Origin of the sequence: Aquidulcibacter sp. (assembly GCF_020253525.1) — a bacterium.
Classification (GTDB): domain Bacteria; phylum Pseudomonadota; class Alphaproteobacteria; order Caulobacterales; family Aquidulcibacteraceae; genus Aquidulcibacter.
The window spans coordinates 35,721-53,462 of record NZ_JADCBK010000072.1; the positions used below are offsets into that span (position 1 = coordinate 35,721).

General features: G+C 53.3%; 11 protein-coding genes. 10 read left to right on the forward strand and 1 reads right to left on the reverse strand.

Going from position 1 to position 17,742, the window contains the following annotated elements:
* The first annotated feature begins 100 nt into the window (after nucleotides 1-100).
* Nucleotides 101-1,354: an acetyl-CoA C-acetyltransferase gene (locus tag IOB61_RS09805; protein WP_290815766.1), complete on the forward strand. Its 1,254-nt coding sequence runs from the start codon at nucleotides 101-103 to the stop codon at nucleotides 1,352-1,354.
* Here the strand turns inward: IOB61_RS09805 and IOB61_RS09810 are convergent.
* Nucleotides 1,351-2,778 carry an ATP-binding protein gene (locus tag IOB61_RS09810; RefSeq protein WP_290815769.1) on the reverse strand — a complete coding sequence of 476 codons (1,428 nt, stop codon included), beginning with the start codon at nucleotides 2,776-2,778 and terminating at the stop codon, nucleotides 1,351-1,353. The two genes, IOB61_RS09805 and IOB61_RS09810, sit on opposite strands and share 4 nt — an antisense overlap.
* Nucleotides 2,779-3,186: 408 nt before the next feature.
* Here IOB61_RS09810 and IOB61_RS09815 point away from each other — a divergent pair, with 408 nt between their 5' ends.
* From IOB61_RS09815 to IOB61_RS09855, 9 genes are all read left to right on the forward strand, one after another.
* Entirely contained in the window at nucleotides 3,187-5,742 is a 2,556-nt protein-coding gene (locus IOB61_RS09815) for a PAS domain-containing hybrid sensor histidine kinase/response regulator (protein WP_290815772.1), read from the forward strand.
* 263 nt (nucleotides 5,743-6,005) lie between these two features.
* Nucleotides 6,006-8,813, forward strand: a complete 2,808-nt coding sequence (locus tag IOB61_RS09820) for a hypothetical protein (RefSeq protein ID WP_290815775.1) — start codon at nucleotides 6,006-6,008, stop codon at nucleotides 8,811-8,813.
* A 99-nt stretch (nucleotides 8,814-8,912) separates the two neighbouring features.
* Complete coding sequence (locus IOB61_RS09825; RefSeq protein WP_290815778.1) at nucleotides 8,913-11,525, forward strand: TonB-dependent receptor; 2,613 nt, start codon at nucleotides 8,913-8,915, stop codon at nucleotides 11,523-11,525.
* A 257-nt stretch (nucleotides 11,526-11,782) separates the two neighbouring features.
* The gene (locus IOB61_RS09830) at nucleotides 11,783-12,409 is read left to right on the forward strand and encodes a lytic transglycosylase domain-containing protein (protein WP_290815781.1); all 627 of its coding nucleotides are present in this window, start codon (nucleotides 11,783-11,785) and stop codon (nucleotides 12,407-12,409) included.
* Nucleotides 12,410-12,437: 28 nt separating this feature from the next.
* Nucleotides 12,438-12,758 (forward strand): TrbC/VirB2 family protein, encoded by a 321-nt coding sequence (locus tag IOB61_RS09835; RefSeq protein WP_290815785.1) that lies wholly within the window; start codon nucleotides 12,438-12,440, stop codon nucleotides 12,756-12,758.
* A 9-nt stretch (nucleotides 12,759-12,767) separates the two neighbouring features.
* Nucleotides 12,768-13,052: a type IV secretion system protein VirB3 gene (locus IOB61_RS09840; RefSeq protein WP_085339825.1), complete on the forward strand. Its 285-nt coding sequence runs from the start codon at nucleotides 12,768-12,770 to the stop codon at nucleotides 13,050-13,052.
* Between the two features lie 18 nt (nucleotides 13,053-13,070).
* Nucleotides 13,071-15,506 carry a VirB4 family type IV secretion/conjugal transfer ATPase gene (locus IOB61_RS09845; RefSeq protein ID WP_290815788.1) on the forward strand — a complete coding sequence of 812 codons (2,436 nt, stop codon included), beginning with the start codon at nucleotides 13,071-13,073 and terminating at the stop codon, nucleotides 15,504-15,506.
* On the forward strand, nucleotides 15,503-16,891 hold the full coding sequence (locus IOB61_RS09850; protein WP_290815791.1) for a type IV secretion system protein: 1,389 nt from the start codon (nucleotides 15,503-15,505) through the stop codon (nucleotides 16,889-16,891). The genes IOB61_RS09845 and IOB61_RS09850 overlap by 4 nt, the downstream gene beginning before the upstream one ends.
* A partial coding sequence (locus IOB61_RS09855) for a virB8 family protein (protein WP_290815794.1) occupies nucleotides 16,888-17,742 on the forward strand: 855 nt, incomplete at its 3' end. The genes IOB61_RS09850 and IOB61_RS09855, both read left to right, overlap by 4 nt.

The window sequence follows — 17,742 nt, forward strand, 5'->3', positions numbered from 1 at the left end:
TTTTCGGCACCCCTTTTTGTTTGCCCTCAGTCGGGGCTAGGGCTAAAGTCCTCTTAGAACTCAGGCGTTCAGATCTGAGCAACAAACTAAGGGAGTGACCATGACAAACGCTTACATCATTGACGCCTGCCGTACCCCTCGTGGAATCGGGAAAGTTGGCAAGGGCGCGCTCGCCCATCTGCATCCGCAGCATTTGGCCGCCACGGTCCTGAAGGCCATTGCAGATCGTAATGGTCTTGATACCGCCACGGTGGACGACATCATTTGGGGAACCAGTTCTCAACGGGGCGCGCAAAGCTGTGACCTTGGCCGGATGGCCGCCTTGGATGCAGGCTATGACATCAAAGCTTCTGGAGTGACCCTAGACCGCTTCTGTGGCTCTGGTATTACAACCGTCAATCTTGCCGCCGCTCAAATCATGGCCGGGATGGAGGATTGCGTCATTGCTGGTGGAACCGAGATGATGAGCTATACGGCCGCCACAGCCGATTTGACGGCCCCCCCTATGTTAGATGCAGGCAATAAAAGTTTGCGCGAAAAGCATCCTCAGTCCCAACAAGGCGTGTGCGCCGATGCTATAGCGACACTCGAGGGTATAGATCGTGACGCGGTTGATACCCTTGCCTTTGTCAGCCAACAGCGTGCAGCTAAAGCCATTTCTGAGGGGCGGTTTAATCGTTCTCTTGTGTCGGTTTATAACCAAGATGGCACGCTTGCATTGGATCATGACGAGTTTCCCCGCCCGCAGACGACCCTTGAAAGCCTAAATGGCCTCAAGACCGTGTTCAACATGTGGGCAGAAATGAAGGTTGATGACACTGGTCGCACCTATGGTGATCTCATCACCAGCAAATACCCTCAGCTCAAGGGTGCAATGAACCATGTCCACCATGCAGGAAATTCATCTGGAGTCGTTGATGGCGCTGCGGCACTACTCCTGACATCAGAGGGTTATGCAAAGGCCAAGGGCATGAAGCCGCGGGGTCGCATTGTGGCCACCGCTAATGTTGGTGATTGCCCAACATTAATGCTCAACGCGCCGGTCCCGGCAGCTAAAAAGGTTCTCGCGAAAGCGGGTTTAACGGTCGCGGATATCGACGTTTGGGAGATCAATGAAGCGTTTGCCGTTGTGGCAGAGAAATTCATTCGTGATCTTCAGCTCGATCGCAGCAAGGTCAACATCAATGGCGGCGCGATGGCGCTTGGCCATCCAATCGGGGCCACGGGTTCGATTCTGATCGGTATGGCACTCGACGAGTTGGAGCGGTCTGGCGGCCGCTATGGTTTGATCACGATGTGTGCAGCCGGCGGCATGGCACCGGCCATCATCATCGAGCGTGTCAGCAGCTTCTAGGCTTTATCCTCAGTCCTTCCGGCGAGCGAGGAGATTTCTTGCTCGCTGGTTGTTTCGAAGAAACGGGCGATTGTAAGCGTAAAAGTTGAGCCCTGACCAACTCGGCTAGCGACGATAAGGTCGCCTCCCATAAGATGAGCCAGCTTTTGACTGATCGCAAGGCCAAGTCCGGTGCCTTCGACGGAACGCGTGAAGCTTGTGTCGCTCTGAAAAAATGGCAGGAAGATACGAGGGAGGTCCTCCTCCTTTATACCCACACCGGTATCTGCAACTTCAAACGCAATCCATTCGGCTTTTTGACCACTCGCCCTGCAGGTCAAAGTAATGGTGCCACTGGTCGTAAACTTGGCTGCATTGGATAGGAGGTTCAACAGACATTGTCGCAGTTTCCCTTCATCATTGTAGGCCAATGGTTCTAAATCAGATGCGATTTCTAGCTTGCACTTTGTATGGCTTGCCGCCGCTCTTGGGATAATGGCGTCAAGTGCTTCTTGGGCGATATGACGCACGTCAAACTGGCTGGGCCGACAGACTTGTTCATTGGCTTCCATCTTTGAGATGTCGAGCACTTCATTGATCAAACCCAACAAATGACGGGCCGCGTTGCGTATTTTCTCGAGATCTGCCTCAGTTGAGCCGAGATCTCCTGATCGGACATCCTCTCCCACCATTTCGGCATAACCAATCACAGCATTGAGTGGTGTACGTAACTCGTGACTCATGGTCGCCAAAAAGCGGGACTTGGCCCGATTAGCTTCCTCGGCTACCTTTACCGCTTCTTCTAACTCGCGGGTCCGTTGTACCACTCGTTCATCTAGCTCGTTCGCCAAGCGGAGTGCTTGGCCTTGAGCTTCAATCAAATCCTCTGAGGATTTGACCGATGCTCCAGTCAACACCACGGTATTGACGCAAAGTAAGAAGGCGAGAAAGCCCAAAAGATAACCGATCCAACCATCACCAAGACGAACCGCACACAGAACGACCGCCAAAGTTATCACTGGGAGGGTCTTATAGACCATGTTCCGGTCTAGAACATGCTGACCGCAGATAACCAAAAGGCTGCCGCAGGCAAAAATTAGTCCTAAGCTGGGCCCAGGGTCTGGTGCAAACGCAAGCGCTAAGAACGGGCAGGCATAAAGCGCGACCAAGCAAATAATTGCCCGAATAGTGAGCTGTTTGATGGCGGGTAAGTCTCGCGGATCGAGATCATCCGGATGATCTATTTTGTTGCTCAGCCAGCGATAGAATGTCCCTTCAATCGCCCAACCGATAGTCATGGCTGCAACACAGAAAATCCACCAAGGTCCTGGGACTGAAATTCCTACGGCAGTTGTGGCAACAAAAATCGATCCAATTCGCGTGACTGCGTGTTGACCCCACGCTTTATCTCTGCAGTGAACCAACGTCATATAGTCATGGTTCATACGAAGTGCTTTGGCGTGCATGGCGGTTTACCGGCTCAAGTCATCGTGAGTGAATGACTCATTTTCACGGTTACCGGTGTTTAAATCCTTAAACCGCCAGTAAACGAGGTCTTCCGGTTCAACGCGCGTTCAAAGACAATAGCGGCCTTAACAAAAGGTGTTTCAAACGAAAACGCAAATCCAAATTCAATTTGGACAGCCAAGATTGGCAATGTCGTTAAAATAAGATTCATTGCATGGTGGTAGTCTGCTACAATGCTTGAAGCTATTTCTAAATTTTTGGACTTTGCTTTAGATCGCGCGGTGCCTGAGCCGGCGAGCTCACAAGCCGCAATTCGGATCACTGGGGTTCGGCAAGCGCTCAAGAATACACGGGTTCATTGGTCTGCAAGTCTTTTGAGTCACGGCTTGCTTAACGCCAGTATTGCTATGTCTGGGGCACCGGTTTGGGCGTGTCTGATCTTTCTTGCTAGTATTGCCTTTGATCGATATTTGAAGAGCTTCTCGAGCAAGTGGCTTGGCCGGATGAAGGCGGTTCAAGAGCCGGGACAATTATTGGCCGCTGCCCGTAAAGCCGAAGATCAATTGATTTTTGTCCTGATTGCGCGCTGCGGCCTCGCTTGGGTTCCCTCAGTCGCCATTCTGATGGCCAGCCAGCAATCTGGTCTTAGCTACGCGGCGGCTGCAATCATGCTGGCTGCCAGCACGAATGTGTTCATTGCCCAAACCAACTCCCGTTTACGGATTATGGTGCTTGGCACATGGCCGATTTGGGCTGGCCTTTTAGGGTTTGGCTTATGGTTGGCCTTGCAGCCAGATGGCCTAGTTCTGGCAACCGTTACTGGAGCCTATTTTTGTTGCATGTTGTGGTTTGCACGCTACCTCAGTCAAGGGCAGGCACGCCTGCACACATTGCTCGTCGAAAAGGACAGTCACGCACAACAATTGGCAAATGCGCTCGAACGCCGTGACCGCGATGCGCATATGTTTGATCTCTTGGAGAGCGATCTTCCGATCGGGTTCTTCGACTTCGATGCGAAAACAAAAACCCTTTTCTGGTCCCCGGGAACCTTTCGCGCCTATGGACGTCAGCCGAATACTGGTGTGCCTAGTGCTCGAGAGCAACTCATGCAGGTTGCGCCGGAATTTCGTGGTGAGGCAAAGGAAAGCATTCTTCGCTTCAATCAGGTGGCTGGTGTGCACAAATTTGTTATGCCCATCGTTGGAATGGATGGGGTAACGCGGCAGGTTGCGTCTATCGTTCACACAGTCCTCGACGAAGAAGGCCGCGTTTCGCAGATTTTTGGCATGGTTGACGATCAGACCGAGCTTCGGACACTTCTAACCCGTGCGGAACAGCTGGAAAATCGTCTGGAGACCGCCTTATTGAGTGGTTCTTCCATGGTCTGGGATTTAGAACAGCCTGGGCACAAGATTACGGGCTTTGGCGCGGTTGAGCATTTCTTGCGGCCCGATCAGGATCGAAACGGCGATCTGATGGCCTCGTTTACACAGAATATCCTCGAAGAAGATCGTGAGCTCGTTCATCGGGTTACGCGGCAGGCGTACCTTGAAGGTCGTCCGCAAACGGTGGATTTCCGCTTTACACTCGATGGCGTCACAACGCGACATGGCCGCTCGATCGTCAGTGTTTTTGGCCGACCCGCATCGGGCGCTGGAACAATCCGGTCCTTTGTAACCGACATCACTGACGACGTTGCTCGTCGGGAGGCGTTAGATCAAGCGCGTGCAAATGCTGAGCTTGCAAACATGGCAAAGAGTGCGTTCCTGGCCAATATGAGCCACGAAATACGGACGCCCTTAAATGGGATTGTGGCCATTGCCGGCGCCTTATCTCAAAGCGAACTCTCTGATTCCCAGCGTGAAATGGTCGATCTTGTTCGCCAGTCTGGTGTTTCGCTGGAGCGTGTTCTGAATGATATTCTCGATCTCGCGCGAGTGGAGTCCGGTCGCCTTGAAATTGAGGCGACACCATTCAGGTTATCCGATCTGATCACAGGGACATGCGCCCTTTTTGCTGTTCGTGCTGACGATAAAGGACTGAAGTTCTCCCAGCCTTGTCTGGAGTCTGATCATACTTGGCTAGTCGGGGATGCGGTCCGTATAAGGCAAATTCTAGCGAATTTCCTATCAAACGCGATTAAGTTTACAGCCACAGGGTCTGTAAAGCTTGCCGTCGATATGATGCCCGCCGACACCAGTGCATGCCGTCAGATGCGCCTGTCGATAGCGGTGACAGATACGGGGCCGGGCATTGAGTCCCATGATCTCGCGCGCTTGTTCAATCGTTTCGAGCAGATTGATGCATCCATTACCCGGGCCCATGGTGGCTCAGGGTTGGGATTGGCTATTTGCCAATCTCTGGCACAATTGATGGGCGGTACGGTTCATGCAGAGTCGGTCGTCGGTGTTGGATCGACCTTTTATTTGGAATTGACTCTGCCTCTTGCCGAGGCTCCAAGCACACCAATAGCGGGGTATCGGGATTTATCTCGAGAAGGATTGAGCGAAGCAGCTCCAGACCGACTTCGCATATTGGCCGTTGATGACCACCCGACCAATCGTCGAGTCTTGCAATTGATCTTGGAACCCTTGGGCGTTGAGTTGACATTGTGCGAAGACGGCCAACAAGCATTAGATGCCGCCCAACAGGAAGAATTTGACCTCGTTCTGATGGACTTGCAGATGCCTGTGATGGACGGCCTGACAGCGACGCGCATTCTGCGCGACCGTGAACAGACCAGCCAGCGGACGCGTATACCCATCATCGCTGTTTCGGCGAATGCAATGACGCACCATAAGGCTGAAGCCTTTGAAGCAGGAGCGGATTTGCACATCGCAAAGCCGTTTACGCCCGAGACGTTGATCTCTGGGATTGATGAGGCCTTGGCAATTGTCGGGTTAGCCGCCACCCAACCAAATAAGGCTGTCAAGGCGTCCTGAAGCCGAGCTCATTTTCATCTGTCTACAGACTAATGGATGAGCTGAAGTGCTGCCTTCATTGGCGGCGTTTTGATGTGGTTGCAATAAAACGGTCACACTCAATTTACAATTCTGTCACAGCGACTTTGTGAGACTGTCACATCCAAGGACTAGGGAAACCCAGCACGAGCAGAATTGCGCCTACTTTCAAGAAAAGCACGCCTATTTGGGTATTTTCTACTGATTAAGGGGACGGCGGCGCAAAGGCCAGTGAGGGGAGTAGAATGAAATTTATCGCAAGTCGCGGAACTCTGGTGGCCGCTTTGGCGCTTTTCATAGGTGCATGTTCGCAGGGTGGTAGTATCCAATCACCTGGTTCAACGTTTGTTGGCGATCTCCCCGGCGGTACTGGTGGTGGTGGAACCGGCGGCACCGGCAGCGGCGCGACTTGTCCGCTCGGGACTACGATCGGAACCGCAATTGGTACGACCACAGTTTGTAATCTGACTGGCGAAGTTCTCACCAATCTCACGCTTCCACGCATCACCGGCGTGGCCTATCGTCTGGTCGGGCGCGTCGATGTCGGTCGCGATTTGGGCGCGGCAGGGAATGCGGCAACCGGCGTTGCTGCGACACTCACAATAGAGCCCGGTGTAACCATCTTTGGAGATGAAGCTTCCGACCTATTAATTATTAACCGCGGCAGCCGAATCAACGCTGTAGGAACTCCAAGCCAGCCCATCGTGTTCACAGGTAGGGAGGATATCGCCGGTACCGCAAATGCCGATACATCTAATCGTTTGTGGGGTGGCCTCATCCTGCTTGGCCGCGCACCAATCCGCGGCTGTTCGACCGCTGTCGCTCAGGGTACATTGGAGTGTCAGAATGCTGTTGAAGGCATTACCGCGGCAACAGGCCGTCAAGCACTCTACGGTGGCGCGACGCCTGCGGATACAAGTGGCACTATGCGCTACGTTCAGATCCGCTACCCGGGGGAGTTCTTATCATCGGCGGCAGCTGGCGACGATTTGAACGGTTTAACATTGGGCGGTGTTGGTTCGGCCACCGATATCAGCTTCTTGCAAGTCCACAACTCTGGTGACGACGGCATCGAGGTTTTCGGTGGCACGGTAAACATGAAAAACATGGTTATCACTGGGGCACTAGACGACAGTCTCGACTTTGATGAAGGTTGGACCGGTGCTGTCCAATTTTTAGTGATCAAACAAACACCAAACGCTGGTGGGCCTGACCGTCTTTTTGAAGGTAGCAACCGCACGGTTGCTAGCCTTGCAGGCACGCTGAATACAAACCCAACCATTGCAAACTTCACAGCGGTCGGCGTTCGTACAAACAGTGCGGGCGCAAACATCCAAGGTATTGTTCTGAACAATACGGGTGGCACTCCCGGTGCATCCGGGCGCTTCTTGAATGGGGTGGTTACCGGCAGCAATACGTGTGCGGTTGCAAGTGCTGCCAATAGTGTGCGCTTCGACTCCATGTTGTTCGACTGTCCAGGCACTATGGATTCGGTTGCAGCTGCCGCCCTTTCTGGTGGCTCCAATAACGTCTCTAATGCGGCTGCGACTTTAAGCGCATCGTTGCTGCCTGGCCCGAACGAGTTGGCCCGCACAGCCCTCAATCCAACCGGTGTGAATTCTTTCTTCGAAGCGGCTAACTATGTTGGCGCTTTCTCGGCCACTGCGACGGCAACGTCGAACTGGGCTTCGGGTTGGACCATCCAACTGCTTCCGGCCGCAGCTTGCCCCACTGGAACTGTTGAGCAGGGCACCATCGCTGGCCAACGCAATTGCGTCATCAGTGGCGTTATTGGCAGCGGCACGATCCCGGCAAATCTCCGTTTAACGGCTGGCAATATCTATCAGATTTCAGGTCGGGTAGATGTGGGCTTTGACCGCGGTGCAGCCTTGAACTCCGGAACGGCTGCAAGCTTGACGATTGACCCCGGCGTTCGCCTCTATGGTTCTACCTCGGCTGATGTTTTGATTGTGAACCGTGGCTCACAAATCTTTATCAACGGCACACCCCAAGCGCCAGTTGTTATGACTTCACGCAATGACGTTGCGGGCACGCAAACGGACAAGGCACGGGCAAGTCGGGAATGGGCTGGCCTTATCGTGCTAGGCGCGGCACCCATTCGAGGTTGCTCAACGGCTGTGGCTCAAGGCAGTGTTGATTGCCAAAATGCCGTTGAGGGCATTACCGCAGCAACAGGTCGTCAAGCTTTGTATGGTGGAGCTACGGCGGCGGACAACAGCGGCCGGATCACCTATCTACAAATCCGCTATCCAGGTGCTTTCCTGACTTCGGCTGCGGCAGGCGACGACTTGAACGGTTTGACTTTAGGCGGCGTCGGTTCAGCTACTGAAATCAGCAACATCCAAATCCACAACTCTGGAGATGATGGCATCGAAATCTTTGGCGGCACGGTGAATCTGCGAAACTGGGTTGTCACGGGTGCTCTCGATGACTCGCTTGACTTTGACGAGGGTTGGGTTGGCAAGGCGCAGTTTGGCATTGTTCTTCAGGCCTTGACAGCTACCGGTGGGCCAGATCGTATGATCGAAGGCAGCAATCGTACTGTCGCTAGCTTGGCTGGTACGCTGAATACCAACCCAATCATTGCCAACTTCACCTTTGTAGGTGTCCCACAAAATGATGCTTCGGCTGGCTTGACTGGCATCGTCTTGAACAACACTGGCGGCACGCCGGGTGGCTCGGCTCGCCTTCTCAACGGCGTGGTCACGGGTTCAACAACATGCTTGAACTTCGAATCGGCGAATACCAGCCCAGCACCACAGCTCGACTCGATCTTGTCCAGTTGTTCAGGTGGGTATGGAGCGGTTGCCACCGCACGTTTAAATGCAGGCTCAAACAATTCCACAGGCACAGCCGCGACCTTGGCTAGCCGCTTTATCAATGGGTCGGCAGAATCGGGTCGCGCTGCAGTGAATCCAACGACGGTCGACCCATTCTTCACCGCGACGAACTACATAGGAGCAGTTCGCGATGTTGCCGACTTATGGTGGTCTTCTTGGACTTGTAGTCTAGCCGCGGGTTCGTCCTGTTGAATTCAATCGATCGGTGCGGCAGGGCTTCCTTGCCGCATCGATTGGTTTCTTGCTTTGGCCAGCCTGGCCCCTTCTCAGTCTTCCTAAAGGCCGTCCGACATGATCATTTCCGCCCGTCTGCGCAGAATTCTGTTGCTTACTAGCATTCTTGTAGTGCCATCACTGATGCCCAGTTTTGCCAGCGCTCAAGCCGCCCCGGCTCAGCCGACTTCTGCTCCTGCCGCAAGAGATGAACCCGAAGAAGATGTCGAAGTGGTTGTTGTTCGTGGCCGGTTTATTCCTGAACCTCAACGTGTAACGTCAGAAGTTGCAAACTTCTTATCAGCAGCTGATCTTGCGCGAACCGGCGATGACAATGCCGCAGCCGCGCTGACTCGCTTAACAGGTCTGTCTGTTGTTTCTGGCCGTTTCGTTTACGTGCGTGGTTTGGGTGACCGCTATTCGTCAGCCCTGCTTAACGGTTCCCCATTGCCAAGCCCGGAACCACTGCGTCGTCAAGTGCCGCTGGATCTCTTTCCATCCAACATTCTGAACGGTGCCACAGTACAAAAGACTTTCTCCCCTAACTATCCCGGCGAATTCGGTGGCGGCGTTATTGACCTGCGGACTTTGAAGACCCCAAATGAAGACTTCCTAACCCTAAAGGTCGGCACCGGTTATAATTCTGAGACCACTGGCAAAACTGGCCTTGTTTATGAAGGCCACCGAATGGACTGGACTGGGGTTGACACTGACCTACGTCGTCTTCCTCAGCCTGTGCGAGATGCCGTTGCTACCGGTAAACGTATCAATGATACTAACTTTACGCCTAAGCAGCTTGAATTCATTGGCGAGAGCTTCATCAACTCACCCTTGACGGTCATTCAAAGCGAAAGGACCCGCCCTGATTTCGATGCAGAGATCACTGCAGGTCGCAGTCTGGACGTCAACGACGCCACCATCGGCCTAGTTGGAGTATTTGGCTATAAGAGTGGGTTTAAGACCCAAGAAGCCCTGCGTCAGGATGTTGTATCCGATACGGTCGAGGCTGAAGGCACCAATTTGTCGTCAACTTGGGACATTGTGATAAATGGTTTTGGTAGTGCCAGCGCCAATTGGGGCGATAATCGTATTGGTTTAACCGGTCTTTTGGTGCGGAGCACATCAAAAAAAGCACAAGTTGAGGTCGGCACGGATACCAACCTTCCAAGTGGTCAATCCTATCGCACTGAAGGCACTGCTTGGTACGAGCGCGAGCTGGCCTCAGCCCAGCTTTCTGGTGAACACAAGCTGGGTGGGATGGAATTGCAGTGGCGTGGCTCGATAGGTCAATCTACCCGCAAAGCACCCTATGAGCGTGATATCTCATACACTGTGGTCAACGGCATTACAGCATTTAATGGGGCTTCACTGGGCAATGCGATCCGCTTCTCGGAACTAAAGGACGAGGTTTCTAGCTTTGGATTTGATGCAAAATACATTCTAAAACTCGCGAAGGGGCGAGAGGTTGAGCTTTCTGGTGGGGCGGTCACGTCCAAAACTGACCGCAATTACGAGCTGATTTCCTTCGCATTTACGGGTCCTCGTGGTCCTACGTCCAACAACGTCTTGCGCTCACGGGTTGATTTTCTGTTTTCGCCGGACAACATCGATCCTGCACGTTTTGTAATCAGCGAGCAGACCGGTAAAGATGATGCGTATGTGGGTAGCCTCGAAAACATGGCCGCCTATCTCGCCTCAGAGTTTGAGCTTACCTCCTTCATCCGCGCGTCAATTGGTGTGCGCTATGAGGATGCTACACAAAAAGTGCGGACTACCAACCGATTTGGCGATACGCCGACAGCCCCCGTTGAACTGGCCAACGACTATTTGCTGCCTGCGGCCACGATCACGTGGAACTTCGCAGACGAATTGCAGATGCGGTTGGGCTATTCAAAGACCATCGCACGTCCGCAGTTCCGCGAGTTAGCGTTTACACCTTACATCGACCCAGAATCCAATCGAATTTATCAAGGCAACCCATTCCTCAAAGATAGTGAGTTTGAGAACTTTGACGCTCGGCTGGAATACTATTTTGGTCGCGGCCAATTCGTCACGGCAGGTGCTTTCTACAAGAAGATCGACAATCCAATTGAAGAAGTCATCGTACGCCTGGAGCGCTCATTTACCCGCTTCATCAATGCCCCCGAAGCAACCTTGTATGGCTTAGAATTGGAGTATCGCGCCAATTTCGAAATGCCGTTCAAGATGCCTGTTCTTCAAGATGCCAAGTGGAATTTTGCCGCTAACTATACCTACACACACTCTGAGGTAAATGCGCCAACAGGGTCAAATGTGATAAGCCCAATCGATTTCCGCTCGATTTCTGCTTCGCAATTCGGTTTGGATGGCAGCGAGTTGCAAGGTACGCCCAAGAACATTGCCAATTTGCAATTAGGCTATGAAACCGACGACCAGCAATTGACTCTGTTGATTGGCTGGGTTGACGAACGTATCGCGCGTCGCGGTTTAGGTTCGGTTCCTTCCGTAATCGAAAATCCAGGGACGAACGTTGATTTGGTTTACAAACGCGATTTCACCATTGGAAAAGTCGACTATACGTTTGGTATCAGCGGCCGCAATTTGCTAGCTGAAGACAATCAGGAATTCCAAATCTCCAAGCTGGGTCGTACCGAATCAAACACCTACAAAAGAGGTCGGTCGATTTCGCTGAGTTTGACTGTCCGCCACTGATTTTGGAGTCCAAAGCTACCGAATCACTTTGCGATTTCCTGCCATTCTATGGCTTTTTCGTATGATGATTTAGGTGCGTTGGACCTTGGAGTTGGCTTCAAGTCAGGGGGAAATTAGGATTTGGGCATGGATCTGGTCAAAACTGCGGTTAGCAACTGAGGGTAAAACAAGGCAACCCTCGACAAACAAACCGTTTCAGACAAAACTCGCTGATCCAAGCGCTTGGCATGCACATGATCTATAAAGTGAAATTGACTATGAGGCACGGAGCTTGGCAAGCATTTGCCTGGCTGGTGGTGGCTTGTTCTTGTTTGGGTACTGGTCAAGCTCGAGCGGATGTTATTGAGGTTGGTACAAACGGCACGGCGACAGTCTATGCCGGGCCAACTTTGTTTTTGGGCGATACAACGCGACCCGTGTTGAAACCTGAAGCAAAAGCATCGCCACCTGGGCCTGGCACCTATACCCCCGCTAAGCTGGTTGAACCTGCCTATCCTTTAAGGCTACATCCAACCTTGGATGCATACGTAACAGAAGCGGCTACAAAATATGGCGTGGACCCAATCTTGGTCAGAGCCGTGGCTTGGCAAGAGTCGCGGTTTCGCGATTCCGCAGTCTCTCCAAAGGGAGCGATTGGTGTGATGCAGCTAATGCCCGCGACAGCTTCTTGGCTGGGCGTAAACCCTTACGATCCGCGTGAGAATATCTTTGGCGGTGTCGCCTACCTCAGTACGTTGCTCGAGCGCTTTGGCGGTGATGTCCGCCTTGCGCTTGCCGCATATAATGCTGGTCCAGAAGCGGTTGCCCGCCATCGTGGAATTCCACCCTATCGTGAAACCCAAAACTATGTGAAGGCCATCTCAGAGCGGCTTTCGATCCGCTAGTACATTTGGAAGCTTGAGGAAGATGTCGATGACAGAAGTACACAAGGCGCTCTGGGCGCTAACCTCCATCTGGGCGATTTTTTGGGCAGGTCCAGCCCTAGCACAATCGGCCAATCTGGATCCCGCAGGCTCGGGTGTCATTCTAGGTGCTGTGAATTGGGTACAGGGTACCCTTCTAGGCGCGGTCGCGACCGCGGTTGCGGTGATCGCAGTGGCTGGATGTGGGTTTATGATGCTAACAGGTCGAATGAACTGGCGGCATGGCGGTATGGTTATCCTTGGATGCTTTATCCTGTTTGGATCCGCTGCCATTGTCGGGGGCATCCGCAGCGCTGCACAAGGGTTTTAGGGGGCGACCATGGCGCAGCTCGAGCGCGATCCAGTCTTTGCCGCTCTGACGCGCCCGCAGATGTTTGCCGGCGTGACCTACACTTGGTTCATTCTTAATGGCATCATTACGGCTGAAGTCTTTTTGGTCACAAAGTCAGTATGGGCTTTGGTTGCTGCTGTTGTTTTGCATTTAGTTGGGGTGATCGCAGCGCGAGATGAGCCGCGCTTCCTAGACCTGTGGATCACGCGTATGATCAGCTCACCTCGCGTCGCAAATTTTGCCTTTTGGCGCTGTAACTCGTACCGACCGTAAGGGGTGTTTGAAGCTTAAATGGCAGGACGACGCGCCCATAACAAGCGTTTGGCTACTCTGGCCGAAATAGCTCACCGAGAAGCCCCGGCGGGCGCTCGTCTGCCTTATGCACGCCATGTTGATGACACAACAATTGAAACCCGCGATGGCATGTTGCTTCAGGTCATTAAGCTGGACGGTTTAGCCTTCGAGACGGCAGATACCGAGGATCTCAACTACCGCAAAGCGATACGTGACACGATGTTGCGTTCTATCGCGCATGCACGCTTTGCCGTGGTTCACCATGTTGTGCGAAGCCCAGTTAAACCATCGCTTGATGCAGATTTTCCGGATGCCTTCTCCCGTGAAGTTGACCAACAATGGTCCGCACGTCTCGACGGTCGGGCTATGTTCATCAATGATCTGTTCTTGACGATTGTGCGTCGCCCTGCTGTTGGCCGGTCAGGCTTCATCGACAAGACAATGGAGCTTTTTCGAGGGACATCAGCCCAAGCCATTGCTGCTGAGCGTGCGCGCGACATGCGAGAATTGGATACCGCTCGAGATGCCTTAATGGCATCCCTTTCGCCCTATGGCGCGCGCGTTTTGTCAGTTTATGACAGCCGCCATGGCCCCTGTTCAGAGCCGTTGGAGTTTCTGTCTGGCCTCTATAACGGAGAGTTGCGGCCTGTTCTGTTGCCCGACACAGATCTTGGTTTTCATATTCCGTACCGACGGATCAGCTTTGGTCTCGAAGCCTTTGAACTTCACGCGGCCCCCGGACTGCCTCGCCAATTTGGCACCATGATTTCGATCAAGGATTATCCTCCTCACACGGCACCAGGAATGTTGGATGATCTAATGCGTCTGCCAGTCGAGATGACTGTCACCGAAAGTTTTGCATTTGTAGATCGGCAAGTCGCTCTCGACCGCATGAATCTTGCACTTCGCCGGATGCGTGCGGCAGATGACGATGCCATAAGTTTGCGTCGTGACTTATCGATTGCCAAAGACGATGTCTCCGCGGGGCGATCTGCCTTTGGCGAGCACCATATGAGCGTGTGCATCAAAGCAGCAACGCAGGCACAGCTTGATCAAGCTGCAGCCGATGTGCAAGCCGCTTTTACCGAAGAAGGCATTATTTCGGTCCGAGAGGACGTGAATCTTGAACCAGCATTCTGGGCGCAGTTTCCCGGGAACTTCAAAGATATCGCCCGTCGGGCTTTAGTCTCGACGGGAAATTTTGCTGGCCTGGCCAGTTTTCACAATTTTCCGATTGGCCAGGAAGATCACAACGTTTGGGGTCAAGCCGTTACTGTTTTGGAGACAACTTCGGCAACCCCATATTACTTCAATTTCCACAAGAATGATTTAGGCAACTTCACCATTATTGGGCCATCTGGATCCGGTAAGACAGTGGTGTTGAACTTCCTTCTGACACAGGCGCGAAAGTTTGATCCGCGCATTGTCTTGTTCGACAAGGACCGCGGCGCGGAAATCTTTATTCGTGCGATTGGCGGCCGCTACGAGACCCTACGTCATGGCAACCCATCTGGCTTAAACCCATTGTCATTGCCCGATACGCCAGCCAATCGTGCCTTTGTTACGGAGTGGCTGTCGCGGTTAGTGAGCGTTGATGGTGAGAAATTGAGTGTTGATGAGCAGGCCCAGATTGCTGATGCTGTGGCTGCCAATTTTGACCAAGCGCCACAGTACCGCCGACTGCGTTATGTTGCTGAGTTGCTTGCCGGTGTCCGTAGGCCGGTTCCTGGTGATCTTGCGTCGCGCCTAGAGCCATGGATTCATGATGGCGTGCGCGCCTGGCTTTTCGATAACGAAGAAGACCGTCTAGATTTATCGACCCGCACGCTTGGCGTTGACATGACGGCGATCTTGGACGACCCCGCCCTGCGCACACCGGCCATGATGTATTTGTTTCATTGCGTGGAGCAACGCCTAGATGGCACACCCGCAATTCTCGTAGTTGATGAAGGCTGGAAAGCACTGGATGATCCAGTTTTTGTGGCTCGAATTCGGGATTGGGAAAAGACTATTCGTAAGCGTAATGGCATCGTAGGTTTTGCGACCCAAAGTGCATCAGACGCTTTGTCCAGCCAAATTGCCTCCGCCATTATCGAGCAAGCAGCTACCCAGATCTTCATGCCGAACCCAAAGGCGCAGGAAGACGAATATTGTCGCGGGTTTGGTCTTACCTTGCACGAGTTGGACTTGATCCGCGCTCTGCCGGATACGTCGCGCTGCTTTGTCATTAAGCACGGCACTGACAGCGTTGTGGCCCGTCTCAACCTTGACGGAATGCCTGATGTGTTGACCGTACTTTCTGGTCGAGAGTCGACAGTTCGCCGTCTAGATGCGCTACGCGCCGAGCATGGGGATGATCCCGCCATCTGGTTGCCGCTTTTGACTGCAAGTGTTCATCAAGCTCGTGATCCGAACCGAGGGGGGCGGCGATGATTGGTCAATGTTCCGCCCCACGCGCAGATTTGGGGTTAGTTCGCGGCCTACTCGATACAGTTGACTGCAATATCCGTGAGGGTGTTCAGGGTGGCTACACTGCCTTTTTTGGCCCAGGTTCCATGCTGGGCTCCGTCATTACGGTTTTACTGACCATTTATGTCGCATTGTTGGGCTTCCGTCTCCTAACGGGCCGCACTGATTTGCGCGTTGGCGACCTCCCAATGATTGCAATCAAGTTGGGTGCCGTCGTGATGCTGACCACCTCTTGGGCTAGCTATCAAAGCTTGGTGTTTTCCTTGCTATTCGATGGGCCCGCGGAAATCGCCAATAGTCTCTTGGCCAACATGCCCATGCCGCAGACTATGGGTCCAAGCGATATATTTGCGCGGTTACAATATACATTTGATCAATTGACCCAATCGGCAAGTGCGATGTCGCTGGTTAGCGACATTCCTGGTCAAGGCCCAAATGTGGCCGGTGCCTCATTGAATGCGGGAAGTTTCGTCCTGCAAGCAGCACCGGGGACAGATCCAGAGAGTCTAAAGGGCTTGGCACCTGTCATTCAAATGCGTTCGGCCTTACAAGGTGGGCCAGCCTTTGGCGCCACAGCTCTTTGGCTTTCCGCGATTACATTGCTGGTCTCAACTTTGGGACTCTTAATTCTAGCAAAGTTGATGTTAGGCCTTCTGTTGGCCCTCGGGCCATTGTTTGTCGGCCTCCTGCTTTTTGAGAGCACAAAAGGGTTTTTTGAGGGGTGGTTGCGAACCGCTTTGGGTTTTGCGCTTGTACCTTTGGCCACGGTTGTTTTCATGGCAGGCCTTTTGGCTTCCCTTGAGCCAAGTTTACAGGGGCTGGCCGTTGCACGGGCCGAAAATCGCTATGACCTGCAGCCGATTTTGACTGTAATGGTCATCATTCTAACGTTTACGGCTGTTTTTGGGAGTGTGATTGGTCTCTGCACCCGTCTCGTTGCCGGATTTCGTTTGCCTGTCGCTAAGTCGCGCGAACCCGACCCAGTTTTGGTCAACCAAACCGAGGGCGGGCGCCTGGGTTTCGCGGCCGATAGTCCAACGGAGGCAAGCCGTGCATCGCGTCTAGCCGCAGTTGTTTCGGGCGGTGTAGCCGGGGCGAGCAGTGATCGACGCGATGCTCGCTTGGCAGCGGCCGTGTCTGGTGGTGGCCAGGTTTCAACCACTTTTGACCGCCGCACTGAACTTGTCGCTGGCGGTGGCGGTGATGCTTTGCGCGGAGATTACTCCGTCAGATTGGGGCAGAATGGTCGTAAACGCAATAACCCAACCCGTCCAAGTCTCCCCCGTGAAAGCATGTTTGCTCAATCCCCATCAAAACTAAGCCTATCGGCAACTGGAAAAGCACCATGACCGGCCCCCAAGCTGATCCATCCCACACCCCGCCCGGTTTGCCGCCCAATGGCGTTGCTGCCCGCGCCCATTACTATGAGGCGGCCAGCACGTGGGCGCAGGATACCCATGCCACGTTGCGGAGATCGCAGCGCACAGCATGGATCGTGGCAGGAATTGCAGTTGGTATAGCCGCTATTCAAGCTGTCGCCTTAGTGGTCCTGGTGCCGCTTAAGCAAACCATGCCTTACACGATCACGGTTGATCGTGAGACCGGCTATGTTCAGACCACGCGCGGTGTCAATCTTGGCAATTTGAGCGAAACAGAAGCCGTCGCTCAATCCTTTGTTGTACAATATGTATTGGCACGGGAAACTTTTGACGTTGCGGATTATCGCGAGCAGTATCGAAAAACGCTGGCATGGTCCCAGGGTGCTGCTGAGACCGAGTATTTGCGGGATTGGGACAAGTCTAATCCTAACGGTATTCAAAGCCGCGTTAGCCCAAATACTCGCATTCAAGTTACCGTTAAAAGTGTGACCATTTTGGGCCCACGTTCCGCCATGATCCGGTTTGATACTGAGCGCTCTGAGGGCGGAGGTCCCGGGATGCGTCAGCCCTGGGTAGCGTCCGTTGTCTATAGTTTCTCGGGTAAGCCCATTAACGAGCAGGATCGCTATCTCAATCCTCTTGGCTTCCAGATTTCGAGTTATCGACGCGACGCCGAAACGACGCAACCTGTTCCTATGCCCGCTGCTCCAATGCCGATGGCCCCGGCTCCAACCGCTGCACCTCTGCCAACGCCTGGTTTGACAACCTTACCAGTTACTGGAACGCCCGGACCTGGAGGATCTCCTGCGCCAGCAAACACG